At 42.2% G+C, this 12583-nt stretch carries 12 protein-coding genes; 7 read left to right on the forward strand and 5 right to left on the reverse strand.

Annotated elements, in window-relative coordinates; all coding sequences use genetic code 11:
* Positions 1 to 51 precede the first annotated feature (51 nt).
* Together ACP14Y_RS02130 and ACP14Y_RS02135 are read left to right on the forward strand one after the other, a co-directional pair.
* Positions 52 to 816 carry a patatin-like phospholipase family protein gene (locus tag ACP14Y_RS02130; protein ID WP_424961325.1) on the forward strand — a complete coding sequence of 255 codons (765 nt, stop codon included), beginning with the start codon at positions 52 to 54 and terminating at the stop codon, positions 814 to 816.
* A 2-nt stretch (positions 817 to 818) separates the two neighbouring features.
* Positions 819 to 1175: an SdpI family protein gene (locus ACP14Y_RS02135; RefSeq protein ID WP_424961326.1), complete on the forward strand. Its 357-nt coding sequence runs from the start codon at positions 819 to 821 to the stop codon at positions 1173 to 1175.
* A 2-nt stretch (positions 1176 to 1177) separates the two neighbouring features.
* Here ACP14Y_RS02135 and ACP14Y_RS02140 read toward each other — a convergent pair whose 3' ends face one another.
* Positions 1178 to 1360 carry a CPXCG motif-containing cysteine-rich protein gene (locus ACP14Y_RS02140; protein WP_424961327.1) on the reverse strand — a complete coding sequence of 61 codons (183 nt, stop codon included), beginning with the start codon at positions 1358 to 1360 and terminating at the stop codon, positions 1178 to 1180.
* Complete coding sequence (locus ACP14Y_RS02145) at positions 1357 to 2661, reverse strand: MFS transporter (RefSeq protein ID WP_424961328.1); 1305 nt, start codon at positions 2659 to 2661, stop codon at positions 1357 to 1359. The genes ACP14Y_RS02140 and ACP14Y_RS02145 overlap by 4 nt, the downstream gene beginning before the upstream one ends.
* 124 nt (positions 2662 to 2785) lie before the next feature.
* On the opposite strand from ACP14Y_RS02145, the gene ACP14Y_RS02150 reads away from it, so the two are divergent.
* From ACP14Y_RS02150 to ACP14Y_RS02170, 5 genes are all read left to right on the forward strand, one after another.
* Positions 2786 to 3328 (forward strand): RNA polymerase sigma-70 factor, encoded by a 543-nt coding sequence (locus ACP14Y_RS02150; RefSeq protein WP_424961329.1) that lies wholly within the window; start codon positions 2786 to 2788, stop codon positions 3326 to 3328.
* Between the two features lie 27 nt (positions 3329 to 3355).
* Positions 3356 to 4327, forward strand: coding sequence for a FecR family protein (locus ACP14Y_RS02155; protein ID WP_424961330.1), 972 nt, complete (start codon positions 3356 to 3358; stop codon positions 4325 to 4327).
* Entirely contained in the window at positions 4281 to 6920 is a 2640-nt protein-coding gene (locus ACP14Y_RS02160; protein ID WP_424961331.1) for a TonB-dependent receptor domain-containing protein, read from the forward strand. Before ACP14Y_RS02155 ends, ACP14Y_RS02160 begins: the two co-directional genes overlap by 47 nt.
* The gene (locus ACP14Y_RS02165; protein ID WP_424961332.1) at positions 6917 to 7690 is read left to right on the forward strand and encodes a DUF4249 family protein; all 774 of its coding nucleotides are present in this window, start codon (positions 6917 to 6919) and stop codon (positions 7688 to 7690) included. Before ACP14Y_RS02160 ends, ACP14Y_RS02165 begins: the two co-directional genes overlap by 4 nt.
* Positions 7691 to 7801: 111 nt before the next feature.
* Positions 7802 to 8932 (forward strand): hypothetical protein, encoded by a 1131-nt coding sequence (locus ACP14Y_RS02170; RefSeq protein WP_424961333.1) that lies wholly within the window; start codon positions 7802 to 7804, stop codon positions 8930 to 8932.
* 72 nt (positions 8933 to 9004) lie between these two features.
* Here the strand turns inward: ACP14Y_RS02170 and trxB are convergent, their stop codons facing one another.
* From trxB to rpsO, 3 genes are all read right to left on the reverse strand, one after another.
* Positions 9005 to 9955 (reverse strand): thioredoxin-disulfide reductase, encoded by a 951-nt coding sequence (gene trxB, locus ACP14Y_RS02175; RefSeq protein ID WP_424961334.1) that lies wholly within the window; start codon positions 9953 to 9955, stop codon positions 9005 to 9007.
* A 109-nt stretch (positions 9956 to 10064) separates the two neighbouring features.
* Positions 10065 to 12224 carry a polyribonucleotide nucleotidyltransferase gene (gene pnp / locus ACP14Y_RS02180; protein ID WP_424961335.1) on the reverse strand — a complete coding sequence of 720 codons (2160 nt, stop codon included), beginning with the start codon at positions 12222 to 12224 and terminating at the stop codon, positions 10065 to 10067.
* An 84-nt stretch (positions 12225 to 12308) separates the two neighbouring features.
* Entirely contained in the window at positions 12309 to 12578 is a 270-nt protein-coding gene (rpsO, locus tag ACP14Y_RS02185) for a 30S ribosomal protein S15 (protein ID WP_349562842.1), read from the reverse strand.
* Positions 12579 to 12583 lie beyond the last annotated feature (5 nt).

Here is a 12583-nt window from a genome sequence, read left to right on the forward strand (position 1 = left end):
GCATCTCGATATGAGATGCCTTTTTTTGTTAGAACTAACTAATTTAGGCACATGTCTAAATCAGAAAAGAAACATGATATCGGTATCGCACTTGGAGGTGGCGGAGCTCGTGGATTTGCGCATCTGGGTATACTGCAGGCGCTGGATGAAAAAGGTATCAAACCAGATGTCATTTCCGGCGTAAGTGCCGGAGCAATTGCCGGAGCATTCATCGCTTCAGGACATTCTCCGAAGGAAGCTTTCGATATCATCAAGGAATATCGATTTACGGCTATTTCAGAACTGAATATTCCGAAGACCGGCCTATTGAGCTCTGCGAAAATGAAATCACGGATGCTCAAGAAAATACCTATTGAAAACTTAGAAGACCTTGAGACTCCTTTGATCATTTGTGTCAGCAACATGCTGGAAGGCAAACCGGAGTACCTTACGGAGGGTCCACTTGCGGATATCATTCAGGCATCAGCTTCGATCCCTGTCCTTTTTAGCCCGGTCGAACTTAATGGTAAGCTTTATTCTGATGGAGGCATTTTCGACAATGTACCGGTTAAGCCACTAAAGGACCTTTGTAAAAAGGTGATTGGCGTAAGTATTAGTCCAATACAGGAAATTGATGAACTAACTAATCTCATACAGGTAGCGACACGAATGTTCCAGCTGGCCGTAAACCCAAGCAATGGTGAACTCACAAAAATGTGTGATGTATTTATTGAACCACCTGATCTGTGTAATTACGATATCATGGATACCAAACATGCTCAGGAGATCTTTGATATCGGATACGATTATGTAAAAAAAATGGATATTGAAATTTAGACATGAGTACGGCATTGATTATCGCTAATCTGGCCATCGGTCCTCTGCTATTGATCTTGAGCTTGGTCTTCAAGGCCTTTCCACCGAAAAACAGAAATTGGATTTATGGCTATCGAACCACTCGATCAATGAAATCTCAGGAATCATGGGATGCTTCAAACAAGCACTCTTTGCAACTGATGATATGGATAGGTATCATAACAACCGTCCTTCAAATTATTCTTTTCTTGCTTTTTGATCCTGCCACCGCACTAATTACTGCATGTTGCATAATGTGTATCCTGTTGGTTGGATCTATGTTTATAATAGAGAAATATCTAAAAGAAAACTTTGATAGTGAGGGAAAGCCTAAGACCTGAATCTATTGCTCTATGGAGATTGTATCAAACAAAACCACCTCTCCAGCTTCCAATTCGCATTGCACTCTGATCGGATTGCAGCACACCTCACAGTCCTCCACATAATCCTGCTTCGAGATCGAGGGATCGACTAGCATACTGATCTCAGCACCACAGTATGGACAATTAAAGTAATGTTCGATCATGTTTCTTTAAGCTTTGAGCCAAATAGAATAGCTAGAAACATCAACAACATCAACGATGCGATCATCACTTTAATGCCGAAAAACCCAGCAACCACACTAAGAACACCTGATAATAATGTCATCACTCCCATAAAAGTATTCGCTACGGATACATACAGTGGACGTTCGTCAGAAGGGGCATAATCAACCAAGTAGGTCTTTCTTGCCATCCTTGCTCCACTATATGCAATAATGATTAGAAAAAAGACGGGACCAAATGCATAAATATTCTGCCAGGTGTCAGGTAAAAATCCGAAAGCAATCACATAACCGCTTATGAGTAATGCAAATGCGGCACTCACCATCATAACCTTCTTGCTACTCTTGTCCGAAAATCGGCCCCAGAATGGGCTGCTGATTGTATTAGAAACACCAGCAGCGATAACAAAAAAGCCTAATCCGGAAAGCTCCACGTCCATTTTTTGCGTAGCATAAAGAATAAAAAATGGCTGAACCAATGGGATTGATAAAAGTAAAGCCCGTGTGATCAGGAAGTTTCTAAAGTTATCATCTTGCTGTATTAGCTGCCAGCCTTTCTTCGCCTCCTCAACAGGCGTTCTTCCTCCTGAAGTAGCCCCCGGCTCCTCATTTATCAGCGCAAAAAGTACTGCCGAGGTGATCCACAAAACTCCGGCAACAATAAAAAGCATTACGAAGGAGTCGATCGAGCTGTCTTTTCCTATAAACAAGTAAAGCACGATTCCAGCCAGCATTGTTAGTACGCCCCCACCAGTGGCCCGAAAAGAAAGCAACTGTCCTCTTTTTCCTTTAGGGATGGTTTTTCCCATCACATCTTTAAATGAAATGGACCCAACCCCACTGGCCATACTGAAAAGAAGCAATAAGAAAACAACCAATATTCCAACAACTCCAGCTTTGAAATTGATGAAAACAAGTCCCATCAATAAAAGCATCATGCCCTGAAAAAAGCCGGCGGCAGCCCAAAAATATTTCCGATAACGAAAAGCCCTGATCTTCGCTGATACGATCAATTGCGGAAGCAATGATCCGGTATTTTTGACTGGTACAAGTAGTCCTGAATAGAAGGACGGGACACCTAAAATGGAAAAGACATACGGAATGATCAGCGTGGGACTAGCTATCTGCTCTGCCAGTTTCGTACAAAACCCATTCAGTCCATTCAGTAGGAAATTTCCCGGTGCTTCTTTACACGATTCTTCAGAGATCGCATCACAAGCCCTTTCTTCTCCTGATTCAACCAGGTATTCATAAACCTGTTCGCCGATGGGTTCGCTAGACATATACTTAATAACCTACCCCGCTAGTGAGTGTTTTGGATAAATGGCATTAAACCTAAAGATGCTTCAATGCATGTCTAATTAAAAAAATATAAATTTCCACCTTAGCCAATGGAATTTTCATCCGATGTACTTCTCTGAGCAGGATTTTGAAGCGCTTTTTAAGGAGCACTACCCCTTCCTATGCTCCTTTGCAAGGAAGTACGTGCAAGATGCGGATGATAGCAAAGACATAGTGCATAATGCTTTTCTTAAACTATGGCAAAAGCAGGATGAAATCGATCTGAGCAAACCTCTAAAACCTTACCTCTTCAAATCGGTGCATAATCTGTGTCTCAATTATATCCGTGATCGTAAGAAGATTGTGCAGCATGATCTACAAACCGATAGTGAAGCTATTCCGGCCTACATTGAATCCAGGGATTACCTGGAGGAAACTGAATTACAAACCCGGATTTTGCAAGCGATTGAAAACCTGCCGGATAAAACCAGGAGGATCTTTTCTTTGAGTAGGTTTGAAGGAAAGAAATACCGTGAAATTGCTGAAATAGAGGGTATTTCTGTGAAAACCGTAGAGGATCAAATGTCGAAAGCTTTACGTTTATTGCGCGAAAAATTGAAGGACTACTTAATTATTTACATTTTTATTCATTTTATGACAGGGTTATGACACTCTCATGTGTGATAAATAAAAGCTGTGAAGGAAAACGCTGAAAACCATAACGAATTGATTGATCTGGCATCTCGAAAACTTGCCGGAGAAGCTACACCTCAGGATGAAAGCAGGCTAAACGCTTTACTTGATGAAAGTGACTCAAACAGGCAATTCTACGTGGAGTTGACCAAAGTTTGGGATGGAACTGGCAGGGCGGCAGGAATCACTAAAGAAGAGATCAATGTAGAATGGATACGGCTGAGAGGAGAAATTAGAAAGCCTGAGAAAGAATCATTCTCCTTGTTGAGAATTGCTGCATCCATCGTGCTGCTTGCGGCTGTTGGTATTGTATTTTTCTGGGCTCAGAATGATAAGATCGAGCGCCTCGTTGCAGATCAAATGCAGGAGCAGATACTTCAGGATGGATCCATCGTTACGCTTAATGCAGCAAGTGAATTGAGCTTCCCAAAAGCATTCTCCGACGCAGATACGCGAGAAGTCGAACTCAAGGGTGAGGCATTCTTTGAAGTGGAAAAGAATCCTGCAAAACCATTTATTATTAAAACACCGACTGTCGAAGTAGAAGTACTGGGGACTTCCTTTACGGTAACATCCCGGGAAGGCGAATCAACATCTTCAGTGATCGTGGCTTCCGGTTCGGTTGCTGTTAAATATGGAAGCAATCGTTTGGAATTGAGGCCTAACGAAAAAGCTGTCCTTGATCGGGCAACCGGTCAATTGTTCAAGCTTACCAACGACGATCCCAACTATCTTTCATGGAAGACGAAACAATTTATTTTTGACGATACCTCACTCGAAAATGTGGTGACAAATCTTTCCAACGCCTATCAGGTAAACATTCAATTGCGGTCAGAAAACATTAGTAAGTGCCCTGTTACTGTGTCCTTTGATAACCAATCTTTAGACACCATTCTGGAGGTTTTAAAAGCTACACTCGACCTTTCCATTGAAAAAACCAGCGAAGGATTTGAAATATGTGGCCAAGGTTGCTGATCTTCATATCTTCATGTTTTTTGCTCGGTTTGGAATAGTCATACTTTTAATGCTGCTGTTGGCACATCAAGCAATCAGTCAGGACGTGCTGGACCAGGAGCTGACTTTACAACTGAATGATGTAACACTGGAAGAAGCATTGGATGCTATTTCTGACAAAACAGACATTTCTTTCTCCTATAGTACGCGCAGCATTCCTGCAGATCAAATAGTTAGTATCAATGCGAGGAATCAAAAGTTGAGGGAAGTGCTGGATCAGCTATTTTTTGGTTTGCGTATAGAATATGTCTGGCTGGAGAATAAGCTGATCCTTCGTAAATCAAAAAATGGAGTAGTTGACCAGAAATATACCATCAGTGGATACGTGCTGGATCAGAATGATGGTGAAACGCTGATAGGTGCCACTATCCTTGTGGAAGAACTGGGTATTGGCACGGTTGCCAATGCATATGGTTTTTATTCAATTACTCTGCCCGCAGGGAATTATACCTTGAAGTATTCGTACATCGGATATGAGAATCAATCCATGCCGATAACACTCCAAAGCAACCAAAATCTTAATATCAACCTTGAATTCAGCTCTTCCCTTCTACAGGAAGTGGTCGTTACGGTTAATGACTCTGTTCAGACAGTAGATCATGTGCACTCCAACATCACTCAGCTCTCTAATACAACCATTCTGCAAAAGCCATCGGTACTAGGTGAACCGGATGTAATCAAATCACTGGATATCCTGCCTGGTATCCAGCTTTTCAATGATGGATCTACTTTCTTCAATGTACGCGGAGGCAATCGGGATCAAAATCAAATATTGGTGGATGAGGCTCCCATCTATAATCCTGCTCACCTCCTAGGACTGTTTAGCTCTTTTACGCCGGAGGCCATCAAAGACATAAAAATATACAAAGGCAATGCCGGGGCTGACTTTGGAGGTCGTATTTCTTCGGTGATGGATATCCATACTAAAGATGGGGACATGAAAAATTTTCACATGAATGGTCGACTTGGGCTGGTCACTACCCAGCTTTCTTTGGAAGGCCCAATTGCGAAAGAAAAGAGTTCATTTTTTCTCTCAGGTCGAAGGTCATACATAGATGCCTTTTTGAGCAATGAAGACTTTGATCAATTCTATTTCTTTGACATTACTGGAAAAATCAATCTTAAGCTCAACGATAACAATCGACTCTTTCTCTCCATCTTCTCCAGCAATGACCAATACATAGATAGCGAAGGGCTGGCCTGGAAAAATATAGCCGGAACGATCCGTTGGAACCATACCTTCAGTGACCGTCTATTTGCCAATACTACGTTCTACTCCAGCAAATATGAATACAAACTCATTTCAGCTCCTGGTCAGACTTGGTCCAACCGTATTGCCAATGCCAGCTTAAAAACTGATTTCACCTTCTATCAAAACCCTCAAAGCACGCACAAATTTGGGTTTAAGCTTAGTGGCCATAACTTTAACCCCGGTAACCTGGAGGGCAATGCTGATGCCCCGTTTGTGCCGAAGCGCAATGCAACTGAATTCTCTCTGTACTACAGCAATGAACGCCAGCTATCTCCGAGATGGCTACTAACCTATGGTCTCCGGTTAAGTACATGGACCAATTTCGGAAGGACTATTGAGTATACCATCGATGAAGACTATCAGGTTACAGATACTACCACCTACGAAGATCGGAGCAGCTACAATGATTACGCTAATCTGGAACCCAGGATCAAGCTTACTTACATTGTGAATGACAAAAACTTCCTGGCTTTCAACTACGCTCGTTCCGCTCAATACATCAACCTAATCAGTAACTCCATCAGTCCATTCAATAACCTGGAGGTATGGCTTCCTGCAAGTGTCAATATAGCGCCACAAACTGCTGATCAAATATCCCTGGGCTGGACGCATAAACAAAAAAAATGGCAATTGAACCTGGAAGGTTATTATAAGAAAATGCAGAATCAAATTGATTATGCCAATCAGGCCGAACTGTTACTAAATCCACATTTTGAAGCGGAGATTAGATCCGGAAAAGGAACGGCATATGGATTTGAAGCAGTGCTTTCCAAACAGGCTGGCAAACTAACCGGAAGTGTAGCGTATGTGCTTTCAAAGTCTACCAGGGAAATTGAAGGTATTAATGATGGAGAGCCTTATGCTGCCTTATCAGATCGTCCGGTACAGTTTTCTGTTAATGCGCTGTTCCAAAAATCTCTTCGATCCAGCTTTTCAGGTACCCTCATGATACTTTCAGGCTCACCTGTCACCACCCCCACCTCTTTCTATCAATATGCCGGCCGAACGGTCCCCATCTACACCGAAAAGAACAATGATCGTTTACCGACCTATCATCGACTGGATTTAGGATGGTCTTATCGTCTCAATAAAGTGGAGCGAAAGTTCAATCACTTTCTATCCATTTCATTTTTTAATTTTTATGGTCAGAAAAATTCCGTGCTTCGAAGTTTTAATAAGATCGTGCTGGATGATGACACAATTGTCGTACCGACCGAAATCAATAATCCTGAAGAGCTTAGGTCTACCCATCGTTTTGTTTATCAGGTTGTTCCATCTATATCCTATTCATTTAACCTATGAAAAAGACATTGATCATATTTATTATTCTTTTAAGCTGGCAATGTGAGGAAATCGCTGATCAGGGATTAAAAACGGATAACAATACCCTTTTGGTCGTCGATGGCGGTATCACCAACGAAAGAAGCACGCAGGAAATCAAGCTATCATTAACATTCGACAATCTTGGACAGGATCCACCACCCGTGACGGATGCATTGGTTATTATCAATGATGAAAAAAACAATTACCTGTTTACTCATGACGAAAGTAGGCCCGGAACTTATACAAACAATGCACTTGTCGCATTATTCGGGAAGGTTTACATATTATATATACAGTACAATGGAGAAGAGTATTATGCTTTCGCTACTTCGGATGTAGGTACCTCATTGCCTCCTTTGACAGTAGAAGAAACTGAAACCGGTGAAATGGAATATATCCATACTGAGTCAATCCCATCCATGACCAATATCAGGGCTGAATGGGCAGTTGATGGTTCAATACAAGTGAGAGAGGCATTTTTCTATACCCTCGATGTGGTTGATATTACCAAAACGTTTGCACCTGAGAAAGAACCATTCACTTTCCCGAAAGGCGCTACGTTACATCGGCGGAAATATTCACTTACTCCGGATCATCAAAACTTCCTTAGGTCATTTCTTTCGGAAGTAGACTGGCGTGGTGGCGGTTTTGATACCGCCCCAGGTAATGTACTAACTAATCTTTCTGAAGGAGCAGTTGGGTATTTTTATGTTTCAATGGTCGATACAGACTCAACCATGGTGGAATGATTGTAACTGATTATCTGAGGGTTATGAAATATTTTGAAAAAAAATTGAAAATTATCCAGGGTACATCCTGAAAGATGTGTGATCAATACAAATCACAAATAATTTTCAATCATGAAAACGAAAGAAACAATGAAAAAGATAAATCTATTGACCCTGATTTCGCTGGTAGCACTATTACTTTTTGCTGCTTCATGCGACGATTCGATTGACACACCTCCTGTTCAGGAGAGTATCCTACCGGAACGTTTCTCAATCGATGTGCCGGATCCACTTGCAAATCCTGATGCTGCTAATGGCAGAAAAGCCGGACGTGCTGCTGAAGGTGAATTAAATGGAAATGAAATCTACGAACTGCTTTCACTATTTATTGCAATTGGTGAAGGTGCAGGCGAACTGACAGAAGCGATATTAGGCGGACTTGCATTTGAAATTGATCGTGAGTTTTTTCTCTCCTACGAAAGTGACGATGATGGAAGAGTGAAAAATCTGACGGTGGTCAAAGGGGATACATATGAAGGGGGGGATTATGAATATTCGTTGACTATTACCGATGCTGAATCTGAAGGCAATGACGATGGCGGAAAAGGCATGCAAGTATTTTGGAACAAAGAAGTTATTAAAGGTGTGGCGATCATTAAGCCCTACAATTTAGATCGGGTGAAAGATGCGGAGGCCGGAGACGCGATTTACAAAATGGAATACTCCGAAGAAAGCACCAACTATGATGCACACATGATTGTGACCATAGACAATTTGCCACTCGAAGATCCTAGTGTAGATCCCTACTCTATCAGCACACTCAAGATGTTTGTTGGAAAAACCGGAGAAGTAATCGATGTTTATGGAAACTCATACCATCCAAACGCTACTTTCTTCACTGATGATCTAGGATTCAACTGGGCGTTCGTAGCATCCGGTATCCACAAAGGAAGTATTGGAGTAGCTGAAGTTGGGCTTCCGGGTGGAAGCGTAGATTCAGACGACCGAGAAGTGTTGTTGGTTGAGAATTCTTTAAAGAATGTCTTTACTGCCCAAATCCAGATGGCATTCCCAGGTTTGCCACAAGAGCAAATAGATGCCTATCTACAAAATACAGAAGCTCCCGGTTATTTCAATTCAGATGGGTTTATTCAGGGAGGCGAGTCACCTGATCCACTATTCGATCAATTTGCAGATCGTCTTCAGGATCTAACTCCTTACAATCCAGCAGTGATTGCAGCGCTGGAAGTAAATTTTGAATAAAAGAATAGCCTGTAAACAAAAAATGCCTTGCGAATTATCGCAAGGCATTTTTTATACGTTTTGCTACTAAATTTATGCTTCCTGCATCTCAACCTCCTTCTCTGCGATCCACTTTTCAGCATCTAAAGCGCCCATACATCCGGTTCCGGCAGCAGTTACCGCCTGACGATAAACCTTATCCATCGCATCACCTGTGGCAAATACACCCGGAATGTTCGTTTTAGATGTTCCAGGGATAGCTTTAATGTAGCCCTGCTCATCCATATCGATCCATCCCTTGAAGATATCTGTATTCGGCTTGTGCCCGATCGCCACAAAGAAACCTTGTGCTTCAAGGACTCGCTCCTCTCCTGTTTCGTTATTGATAACTTTAACGCCATTGACTTCCTCATCTCCCAATACTTCTTTGGTTTCCGTATTCCAAAGAATCTCAATATTCGGCGCATTTTTTACCCGCTGCTGCATGATCTTAGAAGCTCGCATTTCGTCTCTTCGAACAAGCATGTATACTTTATTTACAATTTTGGAAAGGTAGCTTGCTTCCTCTGCTGCAGTATCTCCAGCCCCCACGATCACAACATCCTGACCTCTAAAGAAAAAGCCATCACACACTGCGCAGGCAGAAACACCTTTTCCGTTTAGTCGCTGTTCACTCTCAAGTCCAAGCCATTTTGCAGATGCTCCGGTTGAAATAATCACCGCTTCAGCTTCGATTTCCGTTTTTTCATCAACAGTAACTTTGTGTGGCCATCCACTAAAATCAACTGCCGTCACCATTCCGCTTCGAACATCTGTTCCAAATCGCTCGGCCTGTTTCTGAAAATCGACCATCATCTGAGGACCCATCACACCGTCAGGATAACCCGGATAATTTTCAACATCATTGGTGATTGTAAGTTGGCCTCCGGGCTGACCGCCCTGATAAAGAACTGGCTTCATTCCTGCACGTGCAGCATAAACTGCAGCAGTAAATCCTGCAGGGCCTGATCCTATGATTAATACTTTTACTCGTTCTGTTGACATCTTTATTTATCTAGTCTTATTATAAAAAAATGGTGTTCCGAATCAGAACACCATCTTATTAGCTTTTGTGCCACTTGGGCATATAAAAAATTCAAAAGTGTCCTGAAGCTTACCCTTCAGCTTTCTCTTCCTGCTTCTCTGGTTTCGGAGGACGAGGAAGCAATACTTTTCTTGAAAGCTTAAACTTACCTGTCTTCTTATCAATGTCGATCAACTTCACTTTGATCTCCTCACCCTCTTCCATCACATCAGATACGTTTTCAACACGCTCCCACTTGATCTCAGAGATATGAAGCAATCCATCTTTTCCAGGAAGGAATTCAACGAATGCTCCAAATGGCATGATTGACTTAACCTTACCATCATACACTTCACCAACTTCCGGCTGCTGTACGATCGCTTTGATTCGTGCCAATGCGTTATTTAATGAATCACCATCCACAGCGAAGATGCTTACTTTTCCACCTTTATCATCCTCTTCGATGTTCACCGTAGCTCCCGATTCTTTCTGAATTTCCTGAATAATCTTTCCACCAGGTCCAATAACCGCACCGATCAACTCTCGATCAATTCGAAGCTGCTCCATTCGTGGTGCATGAGACTTAAGCTCAGCTCTTGGCTCTGTAATGGTCTTCGCCATTTCACCAAGGATATGTAACCTTCCCTTTTTCGCTTGCTCCAATGCCTCTGCAAGCACATCGTATGAAAGTCCGTCAACCTTAATATCCATCTGACATGCAGTGATACCTTCAGTCGTACCTGTTACTTTAAAGTCCATATCTCCAAGGTGATCTTCATCACCAAGAATATCTGAAAGGATAGCATATTTACCTGACTCTGAATCAGAGATCATACCCATCGCAATACCTGAAACCGGACGCTTCAATTTGATACCGGCATCCATCAATGCTATCGTTCCAGCACACACAGTTGCCATGGATGACGATCCATTGGATTCAAGGATATCAGAAACCACTCGCAAGGTGTATGGGTTTCCTTCCTCTTCTGTTGGGATCATCGGTTTCAATGCTCTCATAGCAAGGTTACCATGTCCTACTTCTCTTCGTCCAGGACCTCTATTAGGTCTTACTTCTCCTGTTGAGAAACCTGGGAAGTTGTAGTGAAGGATGAATTTATTATATCCGGAGATCATCGCCCCGTCAATCATTTGCTCATCCAGCTTAGTGCCTAGTGTTACTGAGGTTAATGACTGAGTCTCACCCCTGGTAAATACTGCTGATCCATGCGCTGAAGGCAAGTAATCCGCCTCTGACCAGATTGGTCGGATTTCATCTGGCTGGCGTCCGTCAATTCTTTCTTTCGAATCTAGCACAAAGTTTCGAACGGCTTCTTTTTCAACATCATGGAAATATTTTCCAAGAAGGAAATCATCCATTTCTTCAAGCTGTTCTTCACTGAATTGCGCAATGTATTCTTCGTATACCGCTTTGAAAGCTTCTTTTCTCTCCGCTTTATTTGGGTTTTTCTTTGCAGCAACATCATACAGTTTTTGATAAACTGCTTTGTGCATGGATGCTTTCAGTTCCTCGTCTTTTGGTTCGTGATCGTACTCACGCTTTTCAGTCGTTCCCGCTTCTTTGGCCAGCTCTTCCTGAGCCGCACACTGAACCTTGATTTCTTCGTGAGCCTTCTTGATGCCTTCCAGCATTTCAGACTCATCTACTTCTTTAGACTCACCCTCCACCATCATGATGTTGTCGGCAGTACCGGCAACAATTAGATCAAGCGTGGCTTTCTCCATCTCCTCCGGAGTTGGATTTACTTTATACTCTCCACCTACTTTTACCACTCGGACCTCAGAAATTGGGCCTCCAAATGGAATGTCAGATACAGAGATTGCAGCTGAAGCAGCCAATGCAGCCAAAGCATCCGGCATTACATCTTTGTCTGCTGAAATTAGCTGAATGAATACCTGTGTATCGGCATGGTAGTCAGATGGAAATAATGGTCGAAGTGCACGATCTACCAATCGGCAGATGAGTACTTCATAGTCAGAAAGTTTTCCTTCTCGTTTCAAAAAGCCGCCTGGAATCTTTCCGGCTGCCGCAAATTTTTCCTGATAATCAACAGAGAGTGGCAAAAAATCCACTCCTTCTTTAGCTTCTTTAGAAGAAACCACAGTTGCCAAGAGCTTGGCATTTCCCATTGTCACAACGACAGATCCATCCGCTTGTTTCGCTAGTTTTCCTGTTTCGATGGATACTTCCCTGCCGTCTGATAGTTGGAAGGTTTTAGTAATTACATTCATAATAAATTGATAAAAGGGACACGTTTTGCCCCTGGGTGTTTACAATCAAAAAAGGGAATCAGAAATTTGATCCCCCTTAATTTTTTATTTTCTGATGTTAAGCTTAGCAATGATGCTACGATATCGCTCGATATCATTTTTGTGTAGGTAATCAAGAAGTCTTCTTCTCTTACCTACTAGCTTTAAAAGACCTAATCGTGATGCATGGTCTTTTTTCTGAGTTTTTAAGTGGTCAGTCAGGTGGTTGATTCGTGTCGTGAATAACGCAATCTGACCTTCTGCAGACCCTGTGTCTGTTGCTGACTTTCCGTGCTCTTTAAAAATTTCTTCCTTTTTTTCTTTTGCTAGATACATTCTTA

The sequence above is a fragment of the Ekhidna sp. genome (assembly GCF_965247405.1).
Classification (GTDB): Bacteria; Bacteroidota; Bacteroidia; order Cytophagales; family Cyclobacteriaceae; genus Ekhidna.

Bases quoted from the DNA above. Each gene is read 5' to 3' on its own strand.
- ACP14Y_RS02130 (WP_424961325.1), top strand. From the start codon at position 52: ATGTCTAAATCAGAAAAGAAACATGATATCGGTATCGCACTTGGAGGT.
- ACP14Y_RS02135 (WP_424961326.1), top strand. From the start codon at position 819: ATGAGTACGGCATTGATTATCGCTAATCTGGCCATCGGTCCTCTGCTA.
- ACP14Y_RS02140 (WP_424961327.1), bottom strand. From the start codon at position 1,360: ATGATCGAACATTACTTTAATTGTCCATACTGTGGTGCTGAGATCAGT.
- ACP14Y_RS02145 (WP_424961328.1), bottom strand. From the start codon at position 2,661: ATGTCTAGCGAACCCATCGGCGAACAGGTTTATGAATACCTGGTTGAA.
- ACP14Y_RS02150 (WP_424961329.1), top strand. From the start codon at position 2,786: ATGTACTTCTCTGAGCAGGATTTTGAAGCGCTTTTTAAGGAGCACTAC.
- ACP14Y_RS02165 (WP_424961332.1), top strand. From the start codon at position 6,917: ATGAAAAAGACATTGATCATATTTATTATTCTTTTAAGCTGGCAATGT.
- ACP14Y_RS02170 (WP_424961333.1), top strand. From the start codon at position 7,802: ATGAAAACGAAAGAAACAATGAAAAAGATAAATCTATTGACCCTGATT.
- trxB (WP_424961334.1), bottom strand. From the start codon at position 9,955: ATGTCAACAGAACGAGTAAAAGTATTAATCATAGGATCAGGCCCTGCA.
- pnp (WP_424961335.1), bottom strand. From the start codon at position 12,224: ATGAATGTAATTACTAAAACCTTCCAACTATCAGACGGCAGGGAAGTA.
- rpsO (WP_349562842.1), bottom strand. From the start codon at position 12,578: ATGTATCTAGCAAAAGAAAAAAAGGAAGAAATTTTTAAAGAGCACGGA.